The organism is Lichenifustis flavocetrariae (assembly GCF_026130545.1).
In the GTDB taxonomy this organism is placed as follows: Bacteria; Pseudomonadota; Alphaproteobacteria; order Rhizobiales; family Beijerinckiaceae; genus Lichenihabitans; species Lichenihabitans flavocetrariae.
The window spans coordinates 249,754-274,257 of the sequence record NZ_JAMOIM010000007.1 but is presented as its reverse complement, the minus strand read 5'-3'; the positions used below and the strand labels follow the sequence as shown (position 1 = coordinate 274,257).

General features: G+C 63.2%; 23 protein-coding genes. 13 read left to right on the top strand and 10 right to left on the bottom strand.

What is annotated here, in order from left to right; translation table 11 throughout:
- Nucleotides 1-378 precede the first annotated feature (378 nt).
- Nucleotides 379-1,737, bottom strand: coding sequence for a phosphoglucosamine mutase (gene glmM / locus M8523_RS13270; RefSeq protein WP_282585347.1), 1,359 nt, complete (start codon nt 1,735-1,737; stop codon nt 379-381).
- 170 nt (nt 1,738-1,907) lie between these two features.
- On the opposite strand from glmM, the gene M8523_RS13265 reads away from it, so the two are divergent.
- Nucleotides 1,908-2,183: a DUF6460 domain-containing protein gene (locus M8523_RS13265; RefSeq protein ID WP_282585346.1), complete on the top strand. Its 276-nt coding sequence runs from the start codon at nt 1,908-1,910 to the stop codon at nt 2,181-2,183.
- On the opposite strand, the gene M8523_RS13260 is transcribed toward M8523_RS13265, so the two are convergent.
- Both M8523_RS13260 and M8523_RS13255 read right to left on the bottom strand, forming a co-directional pair.
- Nucleotides 2,184-3,230 carry a lipid A deacylase LpxR family protein gene (locus M8523_RS13260; protein WP_282585345.1) on the bottom strand — a complete coding sequence of 349 codons (1,047 nt, stop codon included), beginning with the start codon at nt 3,228-3,230 and terminating at the stop codon, nt 2,184-2,186.
- Between the two features lie 187 nt (nt 3,231-3,417).
- Nucleotides 3,418-3,822 (bottom strand): hypothetical protein, encoded by a 405-nt coding sequence (locus tag M8523_RS13255; protein WP_282585344.1) that lies wholly within the window; start codon nt 3,820-3,822, stop codon nt 3,418-3,420.
- Nucleotides 3,823-4,048: 226 nt separating this feature from the next.
- On the opposite strand from M8523_RS13255, the gene M8523_RS13250 reads away from it, so the two are divergent.
- The 4 genes from M8523_RS13250 to modC are packed head-to-tail and all read left to right on the top strand — an operon-like array spanning nt 4,049 to nt 7,377.
- Nucleotides 4,049-4,852 carry a TOBE domain-containing protein gene (locus M8523_RS13250; protein ID WP_282585343.1) on the top strand — a complete coding sequence of 268 codons (804 nt, stop codon included), beginning with the start codon at nt 4,049-4,051 and terminating at the stop codon, nt 4,850-4,852.
- Nucleotides 4,849-5,598 (top strand): molybdate ABC transporter substrate-binding protein, encoded by a 750-nt coding sequence (gene modA / locus M8523_RS13245; RefSeq protein WP_282585342.1) that lies wholly within the window; start codon nt 4,849-4,851, stop codon nt 5,596-5,598. Before M8523_RS13250 ends, modA begins: the two co-directional genes overlap by 4 nt.
- A 7-nt stretch (nt 5,599-5,605) precedes the next feature.
- Nucleotides 5,606-6,292, top strand: coding sequence for a molybdate ABC transporter permease subunit (modB, locus tag M8523_RS13240; protein ID WP_282585341.1), 687 nt, complete (start codon nt 5,606-5,608; stop codon nt 6,290-6,292).
- A complete protein-coding gene (modC, locus tag M8523_RS13235; protein ID WP_282585340.1) occupies nt 6,289-7,377 on the top strand; it encodes a molybdenum ABC transporter ATP-binding protein in 1,089 nt (362 codons plus the stop codon). Before modB ends, modC begins: the two co-directional genes overlap by 4 nt.
- A gap of 19 nt (nt 7,378-7,396) precedes the next feature.
- On the opposite strand, the gene M8523_RS13230 is transcribed toward modC, so the two are convergent.
- On the bottom strand, nt 7,397-9,343 hold the full coding sequence (locus tag M8523_RS13230; RefSeq protein WP_282585339.1) for a methyl-accepting chemotaxis protein: 1,947 nt from the start codon (nt 9,341-9,343) through the stop codon (nt 7,397-7,399).
- Nucleotides 9,344-9,547: 204 nt separating this feature from the next.
- Nucleotides 9,548-10,657: a nucleoside hydrolase gene (locus M8523_RS13225; RefSeq protein WP_282585338.1), complete on the bottom strand. Its 1,110-nt coding sequence runs from the start codon at nt 10,655-10,657 to the stop codon at nt 9,548-9,550.
- Nucleotides 10,658-10,917: 260 nt separating this feature from the next.
- Between M8523_RS13225 and M8523_RS13220 the strand changes: the two genes are divergently transcribed.
- Genes M8523_RS13220 through M8523_RS13205 form a run of 4 tightly spaced genes read left to right on the top strand, consistent with a single transcriptional unit; the run spans nt 10,918 to nt 13,415 of the window.
- Nucleotides 10,918-11,205, top strand: a complete 288-nt coding sequence (locus M8523_RS13220; RefSeq protein ID WP_282585360.1) for a co-chaperone GroES — start codon at nt 10,918-10,920, stop codon at nt 11,203-11,205.
- A 50-nt stretch (nt 11,206-11,255) separates the two neighbouring features.
- A complete protein-coding gene (gene groL, locus M8523_RS13215) occupies nt 11,256-12,905 on the top strand; it encodes a chaperonin GroEL (protein ID WP_282585337.1) in 1,650 nt (549 codons plus the stop codon).
- A 40-nt stretch (nt 12,906-12,945) separates the two neighbouring features.
- The gene (locus tag M8523_RS13210; RefSeq protein ID WP_282585336.1) at nt 12,946-13,239 is read left to right on the top strand and encodes a hypothetical protein; all 294 of its coding nucleotides are present in this window, start codon (nt 12,946-12,948) and stop codon (nt 13,237-13,239) included.
- 2 nt (nt 13,240-13,241) lie between these two features.
- The gene (locus tag M8523_RS13205) at nt 13,242-13,415 is read left to right on the top strand and encodes a hypothetical protein (protein WP_282585335.1); all 174 of its coding nucleotides are present in this window, start codon (nt 13,242-13,244) and stop codon (nt 13,413-13,415) included.
- A gap of 118 nt (nt 13,416-13,533) precedes the next feature.
- Here the strand turns inward: M8523_RS13205 and M8523_RS13200 are convergent, their stop codons facing one another.
- Nucleotides 13,534-13,917 (bottom strand): HesB/IscA family protein, encoded by a 384-nt coding sequence (locus M8523_RS13200; protein ID WP_282585334.1) that lies wholly within the window; start codon nt 13,915-13,917, stop codon nt 13,534-13,536.
- Nucleotides 13,918-14,218: 301 nt separating this feature from the next.
- Here M8523_RS13200 and hspQ point away from each other — a divergent pair, with 301 nt between their 5' ends.
- A complete protein-coding gene (gene hspQ, locus M8523_RS13195) occupies nt 14,219-14,548 on the top strand; it encodes a heat shock protein HspQ (RefSeq protein ID WP_282585333.1) in 330 nt (109 codons plus the stop codon).
- Nucleotides 14,549-14,593: 45 nt separating this feature from the next.
- On the opposite strand, the gene M8523_RS13190 is transcribed toward hspQ, so the two are convergent.
- Entirely contained in the window at nt 14,594-15,319 is a 726-nt protein-coding gene (locus tag M8523_RS13190; protein WP_282585332.1) for an invasion associated locus B family protein, read from the bottom strand.
- A gap of 205 nt (nt 15,320-15,524) precedes the next feature.
- Here M8523_RS13190 and M8523_RS13185 point away from each other — a divergent pair, with 205 nt between their 5' ends.
- The 3 genes from M8523_RS13185 to M8523_RS13175 all read left to right on the top strand — a co-directional run bounded on the left by M8523_RS13185 (nt 15,525) and on the right by M8523_RS13175 (nt 19,115).
- Nucleotides 15,525-17,339: an extracellular solute-binding protein gene (locus M8523_RS13185; RefSeq protein ID WP_282585331.1), complete on the top strand. Its 1,815-nt coding sequence runs from the start codon at nt 15,525-15,527 to the stop codon at nt 17,337-17,339.
- Nucleotides 17,336-18,034 (top strand): DsbA family oxidoreductase, encoded by a 699-nt coding sequence (locus M8523_RS13180; protein WP_282585330.1) that lies wholly within the window; start codon nt 17,336-17,338, stop codon nt 18,032-18,034. Before M8523_RS13185 ends, M8523_RS13180 begins: the two co-directional genes overlap by 4 nt.
- Before the next feature lie 88 nt (nt 18,035-18,122).
- A complete protein-coding gene (locus tag M8523_RS13175) occupies nt 18,123-19,115 on the top strand; it encodes a cation diffusion facilitator family transporter (protein ID WP_282585329.1) in 993 nt (330 codons plus the stop codon).
- A 23-nt stretch (nt 19,116-19,138) separates the two neighbouring features.
- Here the strand turns inward: M8523_RS13175 and M8523_RS13170 are convergent, their stop codons facing one another.
- The 3 genes from M8523_RS13170 to M8523_RS13160 form a co-directional block, all read right to left on the bottom strand.
- Nucleotides 19,139-19,357, bottom strand: coding sequence for a hypothetical protein (locus M8523_RS13170; RefSeq protein WP_282585328.1), 219 nt, complete (start codon nt 19,355-19,357; stop codon nt 19,139-19,141).
- Between the two features lie 127 nt (nt 19,358-19,484).
- Entirely contained in the window at nt 19,485-21,026 is a 1,542-nt protein-coding gene (locus tag M8523_RS13165) for an efflux RND transporter periplasmic adaptor subunit (RefSeq protein ID WP_282585327.1), read from the bottom strand.
- On the bottom strand, nt 21,023-24,412 hold the full coding sequence (locus M8523_RS13160; protein ID WP_282585326.1) for an efflux RND transporter permease subunit: 3,390 nt from the start codon (nt 24,410-24,412) through the stop codon (nt 21,023-21,025). The genes M8523_RS13165 and M8523_RS13160 overlap by 4 nt, the downstream gene beginning before the upstream one ends.
- Between the last annotated feature and the right edge of the window lie 92 nt (nt 24,413-24,504).

Genomic DNA, 24,504 nt, shown 5'->3' with positions numbered 1-24,504 from the left:
AAACGCTCAAGATCGAATCGGCTCATTCGCTAAGGGAATCAGCGATTTCCTTGCGTGGCAAGGGCCTGGGTAATTACGATTGTGTTTTCTTGAACTGGAATGCCGTCATTGCGCAAAGCGCTGGACGGCGGAGGTCAGTATGCCGGCCGACGAGGATTTCGAGCTGGCCAAACGCCATCCGGATCTGTCTCCGCCCAGCTGGCGGCTCGTCGAGATTGTCCCGGCGCGCATGCAGGCCGCAGTGTAGCCCAAAGCCAACCGGAGGTGGTCGCAGGCAGTCCGGGCGTCACCAGGCTACCCGGTTAGCCACCTCCGTGCCACGCAGATGAGAAGGAGGATGGAACCGCCTCCCGTGGTCCGATCCCGCTTCCCCAGCTTCTATTCCGCGGCGAGCGCCGTCACGCGGGCCGAAAGGGCATCGCAAACGTCATCGACGACGCTTTCGACGAGGGACCTGTCATCGCCCTCGCCCATCACCCGAATGAGAGGTTCCGTACCGGAAGGGCGGATCACCAGCCGGCCGTTCGCGCCGATCCGCTCACGTGCGGCCTCGATCACTTTCGTCATCCGGTCTTGCGCCAGGGGACTTGCCCCGGCGAAACGCACATTCTTCAAGATCTGCGGCACGGGCTCGAAGCGGTGACACACCTCGCTCACTCGTTTGCCCTGCTTCTGAACAGAGGCCAGAACCTGCAGCGCCGCCACGAGGCCGTCGCCGGTGGTCGAATGATCCGAAAGGATGATGTGACCGGATTGTTCGCCGCCGAGGTTGTAGCCGTGCTCCCGCATGTGTTCGAGCACGTAGCGGTCGCCCACCGCCGTCCGCACCATGCCGAGGCCGATGCTTTCGAGGTGCCGTTCGAGACCGAGGTTGGACATGATGGTGGTGACCAGGCCCGGCTTGGCCAAGCGTCCGTCGTCCTGAAGACTGGCGGCGATGACGGCCATCAATTGATCGCCGTCGATGATCTCGCCGCGCTCGTCCACCATGATCAGGCGGTCCGCGTCGCCGTCGAGCGCGATGCCGACATCCGCCCGCATTTCGCGGACCTTGTTCACGAGGGTCGCGGGCGCGGTCGAGCCGCAGTCGCGATTGATGTTGAGGCCGTCCGGTTCGACTCCGATCGAGAAGACTTCGGCGCCGAGTTCCCAGAGCGCTTCCGGCGCCACTTTATAGGCCGCGCCATTGGCGCAATCGACGACGATCCGCAGGCCGTCGAGCGAAAGGTTGCGGGGCAGGGTGCGCTTGGCGAATTCGATGTAGCGGGCGTGAACGCTCTCGATGCGCTTGGCCCGGCCGAGATCGGGCGATTTCGACAGCTTCGTGCCGAGCGGCGTGTCCAGCAGCCGTTCGATTTCGGCCTCCACCTCGTCGGACAATTTGAAACCGTCGGGACCGAACAGCTTGATGCCGTTGTCCTCGTAGGAATTGTGCGAGGCCGAGATCATGACGCCGATATCGGCGCGCATCGATCGGGTCAGCATCGCGACTGCCGGCGTCGGCACCGGGCCGAGCAGCATAACGTCCATGCCGACCGAGGTGAAGCCCGCCACCATGGCATATTCGATCATGTAGCCGGACAACCGCGTGTCCTTGCCGATCACCACGCGGTGCCGGTGATGTCCGCGTTGGAACAGGAGCCCGGTCGCCTGGCCGACCTTCATGGCGAGGTCTGGCGTGATCACGCCATTGGCGCGTCCGCGGATGCCATCCGTTCCGAAATACTTGCGACCCATCGTGTCGGCGTCCCTCAAATCAGGTGAGGCCTTCACCCTTTGCGAAAGATAGCAAGCGGTTCCGGCATCGGCCATTCACGATGCGTTACGGTGTTTAACAAGATCTTTCCACCCTTGATCACAAACGCCTGACCGCTCACATGGGGCTCAACCGCCCCATGGAGCCACCGATGTCGGATCATGCCATTCACCGCTTCTTCGGCGGTTCGCCTGCGGCCGTGCTGGCGCGGCTGATGTTTCTGTCGCTGGTCGTGGGTGCGGTCCTGATCTGGCTCGACATCAATCCCATGGCGCTATGGGATGCGGTGGAGCGTCTCGGCCGCCGCGTCTGGGCAATGGGCTTCGATGCCGTGCGCGACCTTGGCCGTTACTTTATGGCCGGTGCTCTGGTGGTTGTCCCGATCTGGCTTCTGACGCGCCTGTTCAGCTTCGGTAGCGGGCGCTGATCAGAACCGGAACGTGAGGTTCACCTGGCCGAAATGATCCGCCTGGGCTTGGGTCTTGAATTCCTTGCTGCGCTCGGTGAACGAGGCATCGAGCTTGACCCAATCCCGGTAGAACACGGAGCCGCCCGCCGACACATCCCCGACCCCGATATTCTTCTCGACCGAGCGGCTGTTCGTGAAGGAGTTGCCGTCCAGGAAGATGTTGTGGACGACCGCGCGTCCCTCGACCCCCGCGAACAGATACCAGCCGAAATCCTGTTCGAGGCGCGATGCGTCGAACCAGGCCGTCCCGCTCAAGGCCGGCCGAATACGGGCGATGCCGTAGTCGACGTTGAGGTTTTGCCCGATCCGGAAGGTCGCACCGGCCGAGACATAGGTCATGACATTGCCGGCCGTGAGGCCTGCCTCGGGGATGACCTCCGCCTCGACGCCTGCGAATCGTGTCTGCCAGATGCGCCACTTGCGCTCGTAGGTCACCATGAAGCCCGGCTCGTTGCGCAGCTGGTAGCGATAGCCGAGATCGAGGTTCTTGTTGTTGAAGCCGGCGATCGAGTGAAAGCTCTCCTGCGCCTCCTTGGCCAGCGAGTCGGGACCCACCACGCCGGCCAGGACCTCGAAATTCTCGAGCATCGTCCCGTTCGTGTCCTGCAGCAGGCTGCCGCCGGTGAACAGATAGCCCGCGAAGGGCCGGTCACGCGGATCGGGAACCGGATCATGGTACCGCGTCGGCGTGAAGATCGTCTGGCCGACCACCACGTCGAACTTCCGCTGCACGCCGGCGCCGGGCTGGAAGAAGGGAAGCACGCCCGAAAGGCCGTCGAACAGATGAGTGGTGAAATCCTCCGGCCGCACGGTCGGCGACAGATAGGTGATCATCGCGCCCTGCGTATAGTGACGGTCGAGACCGTCGGGCAGCAGGCCATCGTTCTCCTCGGTGAGCGTCAGCCGCCCATACTCATCCGCATGGGCCTGAGTCACAACAGCAAACAGGCCGCACGCCACGGCAGCCGCAAGGCTAAGCAGTATAGTCCTGCGGACGCGCGGCATCGAAGGAGAGGTTCTCTCAGCGCCGTCGTGCAACGCCGTCAACATCAAATCGAACATGGCGCGATGGTGGCGAAACAACGGCTTACTGGCAAGGCGAGCAAGGGTCTCACATCCCCCTCCCGGTGACGTTTTCGCAGAAGTGTGGGTTTGCAGCACTGGACGGGCGATCGCGCCCTCGGTGCTCCGCTTAGCGGGCCTGAATGGCGTAGATCGCCTCACGTCCGGTTCCTGCCGCCGAAATGACCAGGATCTTGACGCGGTCGACGCCCATGAAGCCCTTTTCGGACCGGTAGAACAGCTTGACGCCCATCACGCGACGCTTGTTGCAGGCCGAGCGGACGTTGCCGCGCGCGAAGGTCATGAAATCCCGGCCCTTGTCGGTCGTGACGGTGCCCCGGCTCGGGCCTTCGACGAGCCGCACGGTGGGCAATCCGGGTGTCGAACAATCGGGATTGACGCTGGCGAAGAAGTCGATCTGCTGATTGACGCCCGAGGGAACGATCCGGGCCTCCTCGGCACGAAGGGCGCCGCAGCCGAGCCACGCAAAGGCAACGAAGAAGACGGGACGATACAAATGTCGCGGAAACCGCATGAAACGCTCACTCGAACAAGAGGGTGCCGCGGCACCGATCATGCGCAAGCTTCTCATGATTCGGCCGCAGCCGCATGGCTTTTGACCTCGCTTCATGCCTCTGCGGCGGTGCCCAAGCCGCTCCAGCGCGTGGGCGATCTTTCGTCGAGCCCTCTTTGAGAACAGGCTTTCGCTGACCGAAGTCTCCCGTTATGAAGCAGGGCATCATAACGCGAACTTCACCGCCGTGACCATCGAGGCCGTTCTCTCTCTAAAAGGCGATGCGTTGCCGGCGGTCGGGCGCGAGCGCATTCGGCTGCTCGAAGCGATCGCACGGCATGGCAGCATTTCGGCGGGCGCCAAGGCGCGAGGCCTCACCTACCGGGCCGCCTGGCAAGCTCTTGACGGTATGGCGTCGCTCTTCGGCCGACCACTGCTGGCCACCCGGGCCGGCGGTGCGCGGGGCGGCGGATCGGTGCTGACCGACACGGGACGCAACGTCATTCTGGCCTACCACTGGCTCGATGCCGAGCTCGCGCAGCTGACGCGCCGGCTTGGCCGGGAATGCCCCGGGATCGGCATCGCGGCGCCGCGGCACGCCGCCATGCTGGTCAAGACAAGCGCCCGCAACGCATTGCCGGGCCGCATCGTGACGATCGACACCGACGGTTTCGTGGCCGAGGTCGTCACCGAACTCTCACCGACGGCCCAGGTCAGGGCGCGTGTAACGACCGACAGCCTGCACGATCTCGGCCTCCGCGCCGGCCGCGATGTGATCGTCATGATCAAGGCGACGCTCGTCGCATTGCGGTCCTGTCCGGAACCGCTCCGCGCGGGCCTGAACTGCGTGGCCGGGACGATCGCGCCTCAAGCCCACGGTGCAAACACCGCGCAGATCCGTCTCGATATCGGCGCCGGACTGCATCTGTCGGGCTCGCCCGGCACAGCGGCGGCGCGCGACCATGAGTTCGCCGAAGGCCATCCAGCCTGGGCGGTGTTCGAGGCCGCCCATGTCATCCTTGCCATCGACCATGTGGAAGACGACGCATGATATTCAGGATCCTCGCCGCCCTTGCCGTGGTGACCTTTGTGGCCGGCCCGGTTGACGCGGCGGAGACGAAAGTCGCGGTCGCGGCCAATTTCACCGAAGCCGCCAAGGAGATCGGGGTCGCGTTCAAACGCAAGACGGGAGACGATGCTCTCTTCAGCTTTGGCGCCACCGGCCAGCTCTACACCCAGATCACCCAGGATGCGCCCTTCGAGATCCTGCTGTCCGCCGACGACGAGCGGCCCAAGAAGGCGGTCGCGGACGGTTTCGGCGTCCCCGGTAGCGTCTTCACCTATGCGATCGGTAAGCTTGTCCTGTGGAGCAAGAGCCCCGATGTGGTGAAGGGCGAAGACACCCTGAAGACCGCGGGTTTCACCAAGCTGTCGATCTGCAACCCGGTGGCGGCCCCCTACGGGGCGGCGGCTGTCGAAACCATGAAGGCGCTCAAGCTCTACGACACGCTACAGCCCAAACTCGTTGTCGGCGCCAACATCACCCAGGCGTTCCAGTTCGTCGATAGCGGCAATGCGGAACTCGGCTTCGTGGCCCTCTCGCAGCTCAAGGGCAATGCGGGGGGATCACGCTGGATGGTGCCGCAGGATCTCTACAAGCCCATTCGCCAGGATGCGGTGCTGCTCAAGAAGGGCGCCGGCAACACGGCGGCGACCGGCTTCATGGATTTTCTGAAAGGGCCGGAGGCGCGCGCCATCATCGAGAAATACGGCTACGTGTTCGGGTCCGAGACCTGATCGCCCAATGGAGGGGTTGGCGCCGGACCTCTGGCCGCCGATCCGGCTGACCATCGAACTCGCGACCACGACGACGATCGTCCTCCTGATCGTCGGAACACCGATCGCCTGGTGGCTGGCACGCTCGCAAGCCTGGTGGAAGGAAGCCGTCGCGACCGTCGTGGCGATGCCGATCGTGTTGCCGCCGACGGTACTCGGATTCTACCTGCTGGTCGCGCTCGGACCTGAGGGTCTCGGCGGGGCTTTGTCGGGACTCACGGGCCGGCGAACCTTGGCGTTCACCTTCGAAGGACTGGTGATCGGCTCGGTGATCTATTCCATGCCCTTCGTGGTCCAGCCGATCCGCAATGCCTTCGAGGCCATGGGATCGCGGCCGCTGGAGGTGGCCGCAACCCTGCGGGCATCGCCGCTCCGCGCGTTCTGGACTGTCGTTGTGCCGCTGGCCCGGCCGGGGTTCCTCACAGCTGCGGTGCTTGGTTTTGCCCATACAGTGGGTGAGTTCGGCGTGGTGCTGATGATCGGCGGGAGTGTGCCGGGGCAGACCAAGGTGCTGTCGATCGCCATCTACGATTATGTCGAGACCATGCAGTGGCGCGAGGCGAGCCTGCTCTCCGGTGGAATGGCGCTCTTTGCCTTCGTGGTCCTGCTCGCCATGGCCCTGATCGAGAAGCGCGTGGCGCGGGTTGGCGTTTGAGCGATCCCGGAACGATCGCGGTGGGGTTTCGTGGAACCTTGGGCCGCTTCAGGCTCGATGCACGGTTCGAAACCCCGGCGCGAGGCGTCACGGCCCTGTTCGGGCCATCGGGGTGCGGTAAGACGACAGTCTTGCGCAGCATGGCCGGATTGCAGCGCTTTGCTGACGGGATGTGCCGGGTCAATGGCGAGACGTGGCAGGATGGCGCCCTGTTCCGTCCTCCTCACACACGGCCGATCGGCTATGTGTTTCAGGAGGCCAGCCTCTTCGCCCATTTGTCGGTGCGCGGAAATCTGCGCTTCGGCGCGCGCGGATCGGCGCGGTCCGGGGCCGGTCTCGCCTTCGACGAGGTCGTCGACCTGCTCGGCCTCGCGCCTTTGCTGGATCGCGCCCCACGGCACCTGTCGGGTGGGGAACGCCAGCGAGTGGCGATCGGCCGGGCCTTGCTGTCGCACCCGCGCCTTCTCCTGATGGACGAGCCGCTCTCGGCGCTCGATCGATCCTCGCGTGACGAGATCCTGCCCTTTCTCGAACGCTTGACCGCCCGTCTCGCCCTCCCGGTGATCTATGTCACGCATGACATGACGGAGGTGGAGCGGCTCGCCGAAACGCTGGTCGCGATGCGAGACGGCAGGGTTCAATCCGTCGGTCCTCTTCGCCAGTTGCAGAGCGACCCGGCACTGCCCTTCGCGCTCGCTCGCGACGCAGCGGTAACGCTCGACGCGGTCGTCGAAAGCTATGATGCCGAATACGGGCTCGCGACCCTGGTCGAAGGCGGACTGCGTCTTGTGGTTCCGTGCTCCGCCTTGCCGCTGGGGCAACGGCAGCGCCTGCGCATCGCGGCCGCGGATGTCAGTCTGGCACGGGTGCCGCCTCAGGGAAGTACCATCCTGAATATTCTTCCGGCCGAAATCCTATCGATCACGCCTGCCGGGGAACAGGCCATGCTGGTCGTCCTGCAACCTTCGTTGAATGGTCCCACCCTGCTGGCGCGGATCACCCGCTTGTCTTGGAAGCGTCTTGATCTCGTGCCCGGCGACCAATTGCAGGCTCTGATCAAGAGCGTCGCGCTCGCGCCGCGCTAGGACATGCCGGGTCTCGGCTCTAAAATTCGTCCCAGGTTTCGGGCGCGGGCGCCGCTTCGGCTTTGCGAACCGCGCCGGCTCGCCCCGTTCGCTTCAGCATCGGCGCTCCGGTTGGCAGGCTGTTCCGCGTCCTCATGACAGGCTCTTCGAACGATCGCCCTGACGGACCTTTCTCCCCTGGGACGACCCGGAAGCGGTCGATCAAACGACCGAGTTCTTCCGTTTCCCGGGCGAGGCCGTGGCTGGCGGCGGTGGTTTCCTCGACCATCGCGGCATTCTGCTGCGTGACCTGATCCATCTGGTTGACGGCCGTATTGACCTCCTGCAGAGCCGTGGCCTGCTCCTGGGTACTGACGGCGATCTCGGTCACCACAGTGTTGATCTCATTCACCTGGGCGATGATGCGCTCGAGCGCCTTTCCGGTTTCACCAACGAGGGTGACGCCCTGCCCGACCTGCTGGCTCGAAACCGAGATCAACGTCTTGATTTCCTTGGCGGCCTCAGCCGAACGCTGCGCCAGCCCCCGTACTTCGGACGCGACCACTGCGAAACCACGACCCGCATCGCCGGCACGCGCGGCCTCGACGCCCGCGTTCAAGGCCAGAAGATTGGTCTGAAACGCAATTTCGTCGATCACTCCGATGATCTGGCCGATCTGACGGGAGGAGGCTTCGATGGCGTCCATGGCTCCGACAGCTTGCGTCACGACGGCACCGGAATGTTCGGCATCGGCCTTTGCGGCGGCCACGACCTTTTGCGCGTGTTTCGAACCGTCCGATGTCTTGTTCACAGTGGCGGTGATCTCGTCGAGCGCTGCCGCTGTTTCCTCAAGACTGGCCGCCTGCTGCTCGGTGCGCCGCGAGAGATCGTCCGAGGCGGTCGAAATTTCAGTGCTGCCCGCCTTGATGGCGGATGCGTTGGCTATGACGATCTTCATGGCCTCCTGGAGTTCGGACAGGGCCGAATTGAAATCCGCACGCAAGGCTTCGTATTCGGGAGGGAAAGGTTCTCGGAGACGCTGAACGAGGTCGCCGCCCGCGAGCGCGCTGAGGCCCGCGGCAAGGTCGGCCACCACCTTCCCCTGCTGTTGCGCGGTTTTCAGGCGAGCGGCCTCGTTCTCGGCGCGGACCGCTTCGACCTGTCGACGACTTTCGTCGGCGTTCCGTTCGAGTTCCAGCTTCTCGGCCGCAGCTTCCTTGAAGACTTGGACGGCTTGCGCCATCTGTCCGATCTCGTCCTTTTGGTTGCGTGCCGGAACCTCCACGGTGTTCTCGCCAGCCGCCAACCGATGCATGACGTTCGTCATGGACGTGATCGGCCGGCTCACGGCCCGCATGATCAGCCAGGCCATCCCAAATCCAATGAGAACCGACAGAATACCGCTTGCCACAACGATGAACTGGATCTGGTCCATGGCTCGATAGCCCGCCGTGGTCGAGGCGTCCGACCAGGCCCCGAGCTTTCCGCGCAGTTTGTCATAGGACAGGTCCATCGGGCCCGTGTAGGCCGCATTGGCCGATGAACTCAGGGTTGCTGCGACCTGCGCCCGAGCGCTCGTGTCCGAGGCTAACTCGGCTTGCGGCAGCACAGCCTTGTGGATGTAGACGTCGATCTTGTCTTGATAGTCGACGAGATCTGGCAAGAGCGCAGGAGCGTCCTTGACCACAATGTCTTTCGCATGCTGCAGCCTTTGCTCGAGTGCTTCGACGCTGGCGATAATCTTGGGTTTGTCGGCCGCATTGCCTGTCATCACGAAGCGTCGAAGATTGGTCCGCGCCGCGTTTAGGTTTCCCCAAGCCAAGTCCAGATCATTGAGCGCGGTTCCGGACGTATCGTTGACGCGCTCGATCTCCGCCACCTGCCCGATCTTGAGATAGACAAAGGCAGAACTGGTCGCCACGACGACCAGGACGGCACCGAAACCGAACCCCAGCTTGCGGGCGAGGGGAAGATCTTTGAATGTCATCCGCGACGAGCCCTCGGATACCCAACACCTCGGATCAAGAAGACAAAGTGTTCTTGGAAAGTTGAGGGTCGTTCTCTGGCGTTGAACAAGGGGATTTGGATTGCAGTTTTCGCTGAATTTGCTTAACGCGACCTAGACACCGCGTGCGCCTGAAGCTTTCGGGGACCGGCGGAACCCGTTCCGGCCTCCTGTTCGCGGATCCCGCTAAGGCTTTGGCGCGACCTGAGCCGCCTTCACGAAACCGTCGAGGAAGCGTTGCGTGTCGATGGCCTGGACGATGGTGACCCTCTGCAGATCCATATTCTTCGGCGCGAGCGCCTCCGACCAGACATGGGCATGGCCGTAGTTGACGTCGGTGGACAAATCGACATCCATCATGGCGTCGACCGACTTCGTGACCAGCGTCGGGTCAAGCGCGATGGCTCCCGCCATCTCGTCCCAGAGCGGTAGCTCGATGAAATATTTGGACAGGTAGTCGGTCAGCGGCGTCTTTACGGATGCCACCTTGTCCATCAGGGCACGTGTCATCATCACGCCATTCGACACATTGCCGACCGCGATCATCTTGGGCCAGGGCGCCGTCAGCGTGATATGGGCGGCCTCGGGATCGAAGATGAAGTTGAAGTCCGAGGCATAATCGGCATTGCCGGTCACCGCCATCATGTTGGTGTCGATCAGCGCACCCATGAAGACAAGCGCTTTGGCGTCCGCCGCGAAGGTCGGGTCCATGCGGATGGCCAGAGCCAGATTGGTCAAGGGGCCGGCCGCGATGATCGTGACTTCGTGGGGATGCGCATGCACCTGGTGGATCAGGAAGGCCGCGGCCATTTCGGCCGAGGCTTTCAGGGTCGGGGCGCCTTCGGGCAGCGTCGGTACGGGGGGCTGCTCGGCCGACACTTTGTCGATGGAGCCGAGCGCGCCCCAGGCGCCCTTCCAGGGGATGGTCCCATAATGCTGTTCCCAGAGCCGCATGCGCCCGACGCTGTTGATCAGCGGATAAACGGCACCATCGACAACCGGCACATCGGTCCGCCCGGCGATTTCCAGAAGCCGACGCAGATGCGCCGATTCCTCGTTCTCCCATCCATCCCCCGTCACTACCGTCAGGCCGAGCACGGTGACGTTCGGTGCGGCCAGAAGCGGTAGCACCGCCTGCATATCGGTGGCGCCCGGACCTGCGAAATCATTGTCCATGATGACGAATTGCGTCGCGGCATCGGCGGCTCGTACGGCGCCGACCGAGACCGCAAAGCCGATCAGCACACCCGCAACCCATCCGTGTCGCCGCCATCGTGAAGAGATCTTGCGGCGCATGCGGTCGGGTCCTTCGTGGTTTCGCTTGGCCGATATTCGGCCGAATTCACGCCGGCCTGGCAAGCTTTTTTCCAGCGGAGGCCGCCCGGCTGCGGAGGAAATACACGCCGACAGGTTCGAACCGATCGATGAATCTCCCCGACTGCCGCTTACAATTGTCGCAGTCCGATGCCATATAAGGCTCAGGTCAAGATAAGCTCGCCCGTGTCGACAGCATCTGCCTCGATTGAGGCTCTGCAAAAAGACCGGAAATGAGCACCATGAAATTCCGTCCGTTGCACGACCGGGTCGCTATTCGCCGGCTTGAAGGCGAAGAAAAGTCCAAAGGCGGCATCATTATCCCCGACACCGTGAAGGAGAAGCCCCAGGAGGGCGAGATCGTCGCGGTTGGCCCTGGTGCACGTGACGAGACGGGCAAGATCAATCCGCTCGACGTCAGGACTGGCGACAAGGTGCTGTTCGGCAAATGGTCCGGCACCGAGGTCAAGATCGATGGCCAGGATCTCCTCATCATGAAGGAGAGCGACATCATGGGCGTCGTGGCCTGAGCCTGCGGTTCGATTCGATTTCCCTTTGAACTTCGGTTCAGGAGTACAACATGTCAGCTAAACTCGTCCGCTTTTCCGCCGATGCTCGTGATCGCATGCTGCACGGCGTCGATATTCTCAACAATGCCGTCAAGGTGACGCTCGGCCCGAAGGGCCGCAATGTCATTCTCGACAAATCCTACGGCGCGCCCCGCATCACCAAGGACGGTGTGACGGTCGCCAAGGAAATCGAACTCGACGACAAGTTCGAGAACATGGGCGCCCAGATGGTGCGCGAAGTGGCCTCGAAGACCAACGACACCGCAGGCGACGGCACCACAACCGCGACCGTTCTGGCGCATGCCATGATCAAGGAAGGCGTGAAATACGTCTCCGCCGGCATGAACCCGATGGATCTGAAGCGCGGCATCGATCTGGCCGTAACGGCGGCCCTCGACGATATCAAGTCCCGCTCGAAGAAGATCAAGTCTTCCGATGAGGTCGCCCAGGTCGGCACGATCTCGGCGAATGGCGATAAGTCGATCGGCGAGATGATCGCCAAAGCCATGCAGAAGGTCGGCAACGAAGGTGTCATCACCGTCGAGGAAGCCAAGACGGCCGAGACCGAGCTCGACGTCGTCGAGGGCATGCAGTTCGACCGTGGCTATCTCAGCCCTTATTTCATCACCAATGCCGAGAAGATGGTCGTCGAACTCGACGAGCCCTACATCCTGATCCACGAGAAGAAGCTCTCGTCGCTGCAGGCGATGCTTCCGGTGCTTGAAGCCGTCGTTCAGACCGGCAAGCCGCTGCTGATCGTCGCCGAGGATATCGAAGGCGAAGCGCTCGCGACACTCGTGGTCAACAAGCTGCGCGGTGGCCTCAAGGTCGCGGCCGTCAAGGCCCCGGGCTTCGGCGATCGCCGCAAGGCGATGCTGGAAGACATCGCGATCCTGACCAAAGGCCAGATGATCTCGGAAGAACTCGGCATCAAGCTCGAATCCGTGACCCTGGAGATGCTCGGCCGCGCCAAGCGGGTCCGCATCGAAAAGGAAAACACCACCGTCATCGACGGCTATGGCGAGAAGGCCGACATCGAGGGCCGCATCGCCCAGATCAAGGCGCAGATCGAGGAGACGACCTCGGATTACGACAAGGAAAAGCTCCAGGAGCGTCTGGCGAAGCTCGCGGGCGGTGTCGCGGTGATCCGCGTCGGCGGCTCGACGGAAGTCGAAGTGAAGGAAAAGAAGGACCGCGTCGACGACGCCCTGAACGCGACCCGCGCGGCCGTGGAAGAAGGCATCGTTCCTGGCGGTGGCACGGCGCTTCTGCGCGCCAAGCTCGCGGTCGCCAAGCTCAAGAGCGATGTTGCCGACGTGCAGGCCGGCATCAACATCGTGTCGAAGGCGCTTGAGGCCCCGATCCGCCAAATCGCCGAGAACGCCGGCGTGGAAGGCTCGATCGTGGTTGGCAAGATCGCCGAGAACGGTTCCGCGACGTTCGGCTACAACGCCCAGACGGAGCAATATGTCGACATGATCGAAGCCGGCATCGTCGATCCGGCGAAGGTGGTCCGCACCGCACTCCAGAATGCAGGCTCGGTCGCCGGTCTCTTGATCATGACCGAGAGCATGATCGCGGATGCGCCGTCCAAGGATAAGGCCGGTAGCGCGATGGGTGGCGGCGGTGGCATGGGCGGTATGGGCGGCATGGATTACTGATCAAACGTCGCCGGGGTGAGTTCTGCAAGCGAGGTGATCCATGGCAAGCCATCTGTATGAAGTCGGGGATGTCGTGTCCCTGAACTTCCACGAGGGACAATTCTTCTCGAAATTGAACCCCTTCACGGTGGAGGCCCAAATGCCTCACCTCGGCACCGACTTGCAATATCGCATCAAGAGCAAATCCGAGGCCTATCGCCGGGTTGTGGCCGAGCATCAGCTGAGTTCCTTCGGGTCTCAGCCCGGAACGATGCCCATCATCCTCATGGGCACGTCGCCGGCCGGACCGGCCGGCGCATGCGACGACGACCTCTCCGCCGCAGGGAGGCCGTAGTCGTGGCACTACTCAGGCGCTTCGGGCGAAAGCTCGCGATCCCGTCGACCCGTCAGATCCTGCATGAGTTTCATGTGTTTTCCGCCCAGGAAGACGCACGTCTCTCGGCTTTGAAAACCAAACGTCTTGCCGAGGCGCCGGAAGTGCTGCCGTCCTCCGGCGCGGCGCCTGACTGAGCCGCAACACGGAAACAAGGATCAAGAAAAGGAAAAAGCCGAAGGCAACTTCGGCTTTTTCGTCATGTCTCATCGAGTCCCAGGAAGCGCGCGTCACGGTGCGTGACGCTGCCGACCCTCAATGGGCCGCGAGAGCTTCCGGTGCCGCGGGCGTGATCGCGACGCTCTCACCGCAGCCGCAGGCTGATGTCTGGTTCGGATTCTCGAACACGAATCCCGACGACAGCTTGTCGCGCCGGAAGTCCATGCGGGTGCCGAGCAGGAACAGGATTGCCTTAGGGTCGATCAGCACACGTGCGCCCTTGTCTTCGACCACTTCGTCGTGCTTCTGCGGGGCGTCGGCGAATTCCATCGTATAGGACATGCCGGCGCAGCCGCCGTTCTTCACTCCCACCCGGAGGCCGAACAAGGGCTTGTCGGCATCTCCCACGATCTCGCGTATCCGATCCGCCGCTGCGTCCGACAGCGTCATGACCTTGAAGGATGACTTGCCAGCGGCCATTCCATTCTCCTCTTGGTGCCTGGCGATCACCGCCGGCATCTGTGATGTGGGTTGTCAGACACGACAGTGCCAGACTCGGACCGATTTCGCCACTGCCTCGCATCAAGTGACCGTCGATCATCGTCATGGGGTGGCTTATCCTCAACCATCAGCCGCTGCGAACCGGATCCGCGACCACCATCTCTGTATTAAAGCTTGGCAAGAAGCTTGCTTTGAAGCATGGCAAGCCAAATGTCCCTCACGAGAGGGCGGGGGAGCGATCGGCGCTTCCCACACAAAGGAGTTCGAGGCGGAGCGGGCTATGCAAGAGCGCAAAGCGAAATTCGGCATCGGCCAAGTCGTTCGGCACCGCCGCTACCCCTTCCGGGGCGTGATCTACGATGTCGATCCCGTCTTCGCCAACACCGAAGAATGGTGGCTTGCCATTCCTGAAAACCTGCGGCCCTCGAAGGATCAGCCCTTTTATCATCTCTTCGCGGAGAACAGCGACACCGAATACATCGCCTATGTCTCCGAGCAGAACCTGCTTCCGGACCGGTCGAGCGAACCTTTGCGGCATCCCCAGATCGACGACGTGTTCAACCGGTTGGATGATGGGTCGTACCGGGTGAAGACGGTCCCGGGCCATTGAAAACGGCGGCCCGAACGCCGCCGCCGATCTCGTCAAGATTGATGATTATTGCGCGGGAGCCGCGGGCTTGGCCGCAGGTGCGGCAGGTGCGGCGCCATTCTGCTGCTCAAGTTGCTGGCGTTGCGTCTTGGCCTTGTCCTCGAGCTGCTTCTGCAGTTCCTGCTGCATCTGCGCCTGCTTCTCCTGCAGCACCTTGGGGTCGATGGCGGGGCCGTCGAAGGCCTTGCCGAACCCGGACAGCGGCATGGTGAAGGTGAGTTCGTTGTTGGCCGAGTTCTTGAAGGAAACGTTGAGCGTCGTGCCCTTCTTCATGCTGTCGATCGTGGGTTGCTTGACCTTGGCTTCCGCGAAGCAGCCGTTGGGCATGCAGATCTCGAACGATCCCTCCAACTGGGCTCCCTTGTCGACCGAGAACCGGAAGCCCGGCCGGATCAGCAGGCCGACCGGCGTCAGGAGGCGAAACACCTTCTGGTCGTCGCCCTGGATGTCATAGACCGCCAGCGCGATGGCCGGGGGTTGATCCGCGGCCGTCGAGAAGTCGCGCGTCGTGTAGCAGATCTTCTTGCCGTTGCCCTGATCCTGTCCGCAGACCTTCACCCAATCCGAACCGGTCGATATCAGGTCGAGTTTGACGGGGCCCTGAGGCTGCTGGGCCGGCGCCTGGCCGGCAGCCGGCGCAGTCGCCGGTTTGCCCTGAGCGAGCGCCTGGCCCGTCATCCCGGCGAGAGCTAGGGCCGCGGTCAACCCCAAGCACGTTGAACGAAAATGCATTCTCGATCCTTCCTAGAAACTAAGGTGGCCAGCCAGGCGCGGCAGCCCCGTATCGGCCCCGATGATGCGGTCCACGCGGACACGCTGGGGAAATCGCGTGCTCATCAGCCGCCAATGCGGCGACAAGGTGGCGTTTCTCATAGCCTTTTGCCCACGGGCTGGCCAGAGCCCCGCAAAAGGCTTGCGCGAGCGCCCGGGGCGCGCCATGAGCATCCGGGATATGGCGAATCGCGGCTTCCCTGGCGTCTGGCTATTGGCCGCTCTGGCGCTTTCTTTCGGGTCGGCGAAGGCCGATGAGGCGATCGCGTCGCATGGCGCGCCGGCGCTGAGCGTGCCGTTTCCGGCTTTTCCCTTCATCAACGCCGAGGCGCCGAAGGGTGGGCATCTGTCGCTGTGCTTCCTCGGCACGTTCGACAGCCTCAATCCCTTCAACCTCAAGGCGGGCTCGACCGCGCAGGGGCTCATCGTGAACGTCTACGAGAGCCTGATGACGCGCTCGCCCGATGAGCCTTTCACGCTCTACGGCCTGATCGCATCGTCGCTCGACACGGATGAGGCGCGCAGTTTCGTGACCTTCCATCTCGATCCCGCGGCGCATTTCTCGGATGGGACGCCGATCCGGGCCGAGGACGTCCTGTTCACCTTCGAGCTTCTGAAGACGAAAGGCCGTCCGCAGCAGCGCGCGGCCTTCTCGCTGATCCATGCCGCGCAGGCGCTGGATCCGCTCACGGTGCGTTTCGATCTTCAGGGTCTCGATGATCGGGAAATGCCGCTGACGCTGGGGCTCATGCCGGTCTTGTCCAAGGCCCATACCGATCCTGCCCATTTCGACGACACGACGCTCGCACCGCCTGTGTCGAGTGGCCCCTACACGATCGCGTCGGTCGAACCGGGACAGAAGCTTCAACTGCGGCGTGACCCGAATTACTGGGCGAGGGATCGCGCGGTGCGGCGAGGCATGTTCAATTTCGACACGGTCGACCTCACCTATTATCGCGACGCCAATGGTCTGTTCGAAGCCTTCAAGGCGGGGCTTTGCGATTACCGCATCGAGACCGATCCCACCCGCTGGCTCACCGGCTACGACAGCCCGGCCGTGCGCGATGGCCGTATCGTCAAGCAGGCGATTCCCTCAGGGCTCCCGAAAGGCATGGAGGGTTTTGCGTTCAACACGCGGCGCCCGCTCTTCGCCGACATCCGTGTGCGCGAGGCGCTCGGCGAGATGTTCGACTTCGCGTGGTTGAACGGCAATCTGTTCGGCGGGCTCTACACGCGCACCGACAGCTTCTTCGCCGACAGCGAGCTCTCCTCGACGGGCCGCCCGGCCGACGCGCGTGAACGCGCGCTGTTGGCGCCGTTTCCCGACGCCGTCAGGCCCGACATCATGGCCGGGACATGGCGGCCACCGACGAGCGACGGGTCGGGACGCGACCGGCGCGCCGCCGAACGCGCCTTGGCGCTGCTCGGTCAGGCCGGCTATCGCCTCGATGGCAACAGGCTCGTCGGCAAGAGTGGCCAGCCGTTCAGCTTCGAGATCATGGTGGTCGACCGCCACCAGGAACGTCTCGCCTTGCTTTATGCCGACGATCTCAAGCGGATCGGCATCACCCTGACGGTGCGCACCGTCGACGAGGTGCAATACCAGCGACGGCGTCAGGCCTTCGATTTCGACATGATGTTCGGCACCTGGACGGCGTCGCCCTCGCCCGGCATGGAACAGAGGTCCCGCTGGGGCTCGGCCAGCGCCGCCCAGCAGGCCTCCTTCAATCTGGCAGGCGCACGTTCCCCCGCGATCGACGCGATGATCGGCGCCATGCTGGCCGCCCGAACCCATGAGGATTTCGTCGCGGCCGTGCGGGCTTACGACCGCGTCCTCCTGTCCGGCTTCTACATCATCCCGCTTTATCATACGAATGCGCAGTGGATCGCCTATGCGAGCAGACTGGGGCACCCCGATCGTTTTCCTCTGTTCGGCGTGAACAACGTCACCCCGAGCGAAACCTGGTGGAGGCGTCCATGAGGGCGGAACCTGATGATTCCCCGGCCCGGCAGGCGCTCGAACGCGGCGTCGTTACGGTCGATGTCGTGTCCGATGTCGTGTGTCCCTGGTGCTTCCTCGGCAAACGGCGCCTCGAAGCGGCGATCGCGCAAAGTGGGGAGCCGGTGGACATCCGCTGGCGACCCTTTCAACTCGACCCGACGATCCCGCCCGCCGGCCTTGACCGGGGCGCCTATGTCTCGGCCAAGTTCGGCAGTCTTGCGGCGCTCGATGCAGCACATGAGAAGTTGTCCGCATCCGGCGCCGAGGAGGGGATCGCCTTCGCGTTCGATCGCATCGCGCGTGCCCCCAATACGATCGATGCCCACCGGCTGATCCGCTGGGCGCTCTCGGCCGATCTGCAAGATGCCGTCGTGGAAGCCCTGTTCCAGGCCTATTTCGTCGAGGGCCGGGACATCGGCGACCGAAAGATGCTGGTGGGACTCGCGGAGGCGGCCGGTATGGATGCGACCCTGGTGCATCGGCTTCTTGCGAGCGGCGCCGATGAAGCTGATGTGCGCGACGAGATCGCGACGGCCGTCCGGCTCGGCGTATCCGGCGTCCCGTTCTTCATCTTCGCCGGCCGCTATGCCGTGCCGGGCGCGCAGACCGCCGAGGTGCTCGCCGCAGCCATCGCCAAGGCCCGCAGCGAGGGCCCCATGCGGGAAGGCGCATGACCGAACCGGGCGTCATGCGGTCCAGATCTCCGGGCTTCGACGAAGACATCACGCGGGCGGATCTGACGATGCGGAACGAGGTGGATTGATGGGACATGACCACGGTTCCCACGATCAAGATCACCACGAGGGGCACGATCACGCTTCCCATGATCACGCCGCCCACGGCCACGCGCATGGCGGACATGGTCACAGTCACGCACCGGCCGATTTCGGACGCGCCTTCGCGATCGGTGTGAGCCTCAACCTCGGTTATGTGGTGATCGAAGCGTTCTTCGGCGTCGCCTCGGGATCGATGGCGCTGCTGGCCGATGCGGGTCACAATTTGTCCGACGTGTTCGGCCTCGTCCTCGCCTGGATCGCCGCGACGCTCGCGAAGCGCCGGCCGACCGCGCAGCGCACCTACGGGTACAAACGCGGGCCGATCCTGGCATCGCTCGCCAATGCGGTCTTCCTCCTCGTCGCGACGGGCGCCATCGTCTGGGAGAGCACGCGCCGGCTGATCCATCCCGCGCCGGTGGTCGAATCGACGATCGTCTGGGTGGCGGTGATCGGTGTGCTGGTGAATGCCGGCACGGCCCTCATGTTCATGTCGGGCCGCAAGGATGACCTCAATGTGCGGGGCGCCTTCCTGCACATGGTCGCGGATGCCGCCGTGACGGTCGGGGTGATCGTCGCCGCGCTCGTGATCGGCTGGACCGGGTGGCTTTGGCTCGATCCGGTCGCAAGCCTCGCCATCTCGGTCGTCATCGTCGCCGGCACCTGGGGTCTGCTTCGCGACTCGTTCGCGCTTGCGATGGATGCCGTGCCGCCGGGGATCGATCCGCAGCACGTGCGCGACTATTTCATCGGCCTGCCCGGCGTCGACGAGGTGCACGATCTGCATATCTGGGGTTTGAGCACGACCGAGACCGCCGTGACGGCGCATCTGGTGCGTGCCGATGCTTCGGGTGACGGTCTTCTGCTGGAACGGATCGGACGCGAAACGCGCGACCGATTCGGGATTGGCCACGTGACGATCCAGCTCGAAACACCGGAAACCGCTTCACGCTGTGAACTGCGTTCCGATCACGTGGTCTGAGCGCCGGCCCGATCGCAGACCATTCAGGCGGCCGGCGGTCCCTTGCGCCCACGCTTCTTCTTCTCGGCACGCGGGAGTTCCGTGAAAGGAAGCTCCGAGCCTGCGTCCGGGTTCACGGGTGCAACGGCTTCGATCGGGGTGGCGAAACGAGCCTCTCCGGCCGCGCGAGCTTCGCCGGCCTTCTTGGCGGCCGAGGAGCCGCTTTCTGCCTTATCCACCTTGTCCACGAACTTGATTGCCATGCTGCCGTCCATCAGATCGGTCGTTCGGGAGACTGCTGCCTAGGCTTGTGACATGGTCACGTCCGGGCGGCAAACATCAGATCGCGGGTCTGGAAGGTCAGCCGTGTCAGATTTAAGCAGCGTCCGCTCATGTCCCGCCATTCTTATTGGACGAGGCAGCCTGCTTGTCGTTGCCCGCGGCCGTCTTGGCCTTGTCTTCCTCATCCTGCTTCTTCTCGTCCTCTTCCCTGATCTCCTTCACCTTCGCACCGTCCTTCAATGTGGCCGGGGGGTTGAGGACCACGCGCTCGCCTCCCTTCAAGCCATTGCGCAGGTCGAGGGTCGTTCCATTGTCCCGCGCGATGTCGACCGCGACCAGCTTGACGATATCGTTCTCGACGATGGCGATCCGGACGCCATGCTGGTCGAACATCAGGGCTTCGGCGGGAACGTTGACCTCCAGGTTCGCTCGCGGGACCGAGAACGTGACCGTCACATAGAGGCCCGCCCGGAGCGCTCCGGTTTCGTTCGGGACATCGACTTCCGTGGTCAGAGTGCGGGATGAGTAGAGCAGCGCCACCGAACTGCGGGTCACATGGCCCTTGAACTCTTGCTGCGGGCTCTGCGGCACCACGACTTTGGCGTCGAGCCCGTCGCGGATGCCGTCCGACACGCCTTGAGGCACCCGGACGATCACGCGCATGATGGCGTCTCGCACCACCGTGAACATCGGTGTTCCGGTACTGCTGTCCTGGTTGACCAGTTCACCCACATCGACGTTACGGGACGTGACCACCCCATCGAAGGGCGCCTTCACGGTCTCGAATGCCGTCAAGGCCGTCAAGCGGTCGATCGCGGCCTGCTGGGCCCTGATATTGGCCTCCGCAACCGCGACCCCGGCTTTGGCGGAATCGACATTCGCCTGTTGGGTTTGCGTATCGGCCTGGCGCTGATCCCTGTTCTGCTGCGTCTCGTAGCCCTGCTGGGTGAGCGTGTTGGCGCGGGCCAGATTGACTTGCGCGAGATTGACGGTGGCTTCGGCTTGGGCGACCTGCGCCTTGGCTTGCACCAGCGAGGCCCTGGTTTGGCCGATCTGAGCTTCCGCCTGAGCCAGTTGCTGGTCGAGATCGGGGGCCGAGATGTGGACGAGCATATCGCCCTTCTTCACGCGCGATCCGATGTCGACGGCGCGCTGATCGATGTAGCCGGTTGCTCGCGGGTAGATATTGGCCGTGTCCAAGGCCTGGGTCTCTCCGGGCAGCGTCAGCTCGATCGGCTTATCGAGCCGCTTGGCTTCCGTGGTCCGTAGCTCGACGGGCCGGGTCACCGTGTCGTTGGCCGTCTGCTTCGAGGATTCGTAGGATCGCCAATGGGTGTAACCTCCCCAGGCCACAAGCGCACAGATGATCAGTCCAGCGACCACGAAGACGCTTTTGGGCGGTGGCTTGGGTGGGTTTTCGTCCCCTTCGATGGGCTTTCCGTGATCGTCCGGCTTCGCGGCTGTTGATGACTCCTCTTTCGTGGGGGTCGGCGAGAGCTCGATAACGTCCCGTCCATCGTTGGGCCGGTCCGTCCCATGCCGCCTGGTTTCGGTTCGCGGAGCGGCAGCCTCGGATCGATCCCGCTCGCCGTGCACGCTCTGCGGCTCGTCAATCTCGGGTTCGGATTCGGGGGTGAGGCGTTCGGTCATCGGTAGTCCTCCACGCCTTTGAAGCGACCCTGCCGGAGCGTCGCGTACAGGAAGGGCACAAACAGCAGCGTGGAGCAGGTGCCGAAGGCCACGCCACCCAGCACCGCGCGTGCCAGTGCGGCATTCTGTTCACTGCCTTCGCCGATGCCGATGGCCATCGGCAGAAGTCCGACGAACATGGCGCCGGCCGTCATGAGGACCGGCCGCAGCCTTGTCTCACCCGCGGCGATCGCCGCCTCGACGGCGTTGCACCCGGTCTCCTCGCGATGCTCGCGGGCAAAGGTCACGAGGAGGATCGAGTTCGAACTCGCGACCCCGACACTCATGATGGCGCCGAAGAGCGACGGAATCGACAGGGATGTGTGCGTGACGAACAGGCTCGTAAGGATGCCGCAGAAAGCGATCGGCAGCGCCAGGATCACCACGAGCGGGTCGCCCCAACTCTGGAAATTGACGGCCATCAGCATGTAGACCACGACCATCGCGATGGCCAAGCCGAGTTCGATCCGCCCGAATGCGCTGTGCATACTCTCGATCTGGCCCCGGACCGTGATCTTGTCTGGAGCCGGGAGCTTTTTCTGCGCGTCTGCGACGATGCGGTCGATGTCTTTGCTGATTCCCCCCAGGTCGCGGTCCTGGGCGCTTGCGAATATATCGAGCGTATTCTGCGTATTGACGTGGCTTATGACGGTCGGCTGGGAATCACGCCGCATTGTTGCGACTGTGGACAGGAGTGTCAGAACGCCCGGCTGATCGGCCGCCTGCGCTCCGCCAGAGGACGCACCGGGAACGGAGGTGGTGCCGATCGGATCCATCGTGTTCAAGGATGTCCGAAAGATCGGCGTGTCGCTCAACGCCTGCAGGGAGTCGTTGCGCCATTCCGGCGTCTGCACCCAGAGTTGGTAGGGAATGCCCGTCTTCGGGTCGGCCCAGAAGTTCGGTTGGACCTGATAGCTGCCGGAGAGCGACACATTCATCGACTGCGCGATCTGTTGCTCGGTCAAGCCGATCTCGGAGGCGAGTTTGCGGTCGACGTCGACGAAGAGTTCCGGCGCATGCGTGATCTGGTGAAGATGCACATCGACGGCACCCCGTACGCCGCGCAGCTTGGCCTCGATCTCCCCGGCGACCTCAAGGTCCTTCTCGGTTTTGCGGCCGCTGACCTGGATGTCGATCGGTGTGATCGTTCCGAAATCCAGAATCTGCGTGATCATGTCGGAGGGCTGGAAGTAGAACATGACGTCCGGGAACTTCTGCGGCAGCACGTCACGCAGCCGCTTCATGTAGTCTAACGTCGACGCATGACCCTCTTTGAGCGAGATGATCATCTGTCCGTCATTGTAGGCCACGAAAGACCCGTCCCCGAACGCGAAATTGTAGTTGCTCGACGGCAAGCCGATATTATCGAGGATCAATTCGAGATCCTTCTTGGGGACGGTTTCGCGCACGACCCTTTCTACACGCGCAAAGACCTGCTCGGCCGTCTCGATCCGCTCCCCGTCTCGCGTCCGGATATGGAGTGTCATGCTGTCGCCGCTGACCTGCGGAAAATAGTCCTGGCCCGTGAAGACGAAGATGCCGGCCCCGAGAGCGAAGACAGCCGCGACCACCCCGAGGGTCGCGAGGCGGTGTGCGATCGTGGCCTGGAGCAGTCCGGCATATCCGCGTTGGAAGCGTGCGAAGCCGGCCTCAAACCGGCCATGGCCCCAGCGCATCCAACTTGATACGGCTCGGAACGCCGGCAAAGCCTGCCGGCCGGCCCAACGCAAGGGTTTCCCGACATGGCGCCATATGGACGACCATTGGCGTCGCATCCATCCGGGTTTGGGCTTCTCGATGGCCGCTGGCGATTCCTGTCTGTCCCGCTGCGGGCCCTCCTGGTGCTCGGCGCCGTATTTGCTGTCGAACTCCCGCTTGACCAGCACGTCGATCATGATGGGAACGAGTGTGCGCGACAGAAAATATGACGCCAACATCGCGAACACGACCGCCATGGCCTGCGGTGTGAAGAGATATTTTGGGGCGTCGGTCAGGAAAAAGACCGAGACGAAGGCCGAACAGATGGCAAGGGTCGAAATCAGCGCCGGCTTGGCAATGCCGGCAGCCCCTTCCACCACCGAATCGCGGAAGCTCTTGCCATTCTCCATCAGCCGATAGGTGTTTTCGATCGCCACGGTCGCGTCGTCGACCAGGATGCCGACCGCGAGGGCGAGCCCGCCCAGCGTCATGATGTTCAACGTTTCACCGAGCACGCTCAGCACAATGAGGGCGAACAGAATGGCGAGAGGAATCGATGCGAGCACGACGAGCGTGGATCGCCATGAACCGAGAAACAGTAGGATCATCAATCCCGTCAGGCCGGCCGCGATCAGCGCCTCGCGCACTACGTCGTTGATGGCGCCTGTCACGAACACCGATTGATCGCCGATCGGCGTGATCTCGAACCCTTTAGGGGCCGCGGCTCGGATCTGAGGAAGGAAGCTCTTGACGTTGTTGACGACTGTCAGGGTCGAGGCCTCACCGTTCTTGAGAATGGTCTCCAAGATCGACCGCAGGCCGTTGGTCCGCACGATGTTGAGCTGCGGGGGCGAGCCGTCACGCACGTTGGCGACATCGCGGACCAGCACCGGCGTCCCGCCCACGACCTTGACGGGCAGCTGGTTGAGTTCGTCGATCAACTGGGGCGAGGCATTGAGGCGGATCGGATATTGCAACTCGCCGATCTTGGCGAGCCCGGACGGCACGACGATGTTCTGCGACACGACCGCGTTGGTGACATCGAGCGGTGTGAGGCCATAGCCCTGCAGCGCCCGAAGATCGAGATCCACCATGATCTGCCGTGGCGCACCCCCGTAAGGCGATGGCAGGGTCGAGCCCGGCACCTGGGTCAGGGTCTGCCGGATCCGGTATTGCGCATAGTCGTAGATCGCCGCCTGGCTGGAGGTCTTGGACGAGAGGGCCAGCTGGATGACGGGCACGGAAGACGCGGAGAAACGCATCACGACGGGCGGTTGAACGCCGGGTGGCATCACGGCCCGGATCGAGTTCATGGCGGACACGACCTGCGTGATGGCGAGATCGATGCTGACGTTCTGCTGGAAATAGATCCGCTCGATCGCCGAGCCCGGTAGCGTCGTACTCTCCATCCGCTGGATATTGTTGACGTTGTTGGAGAGCGAGAACTCGCTGTAAGTGGTGATCCGCGACGCCATGTCGGTCGTGTTGAGACCGTTGTAGGTCCACACCACGACGACGACCGGAATGTTGACGTTCGGCAGAACGTCTTTTGGCGTGACGACGCTCGCGCCTATGCCGCCAAACAGAACGAGCAGCGAAATGACGTAAAACGAAATTCGATATTTCAGCGCGTAGAGGACGAGACCCATGCAGTAGCTCCGCGCCGACAACGCAAGCGTTGCCACTCTGTTTCATCGTAGGACGGAGTCGGGCAGGCGCTTGATGACGCAGCCTTTGCTCC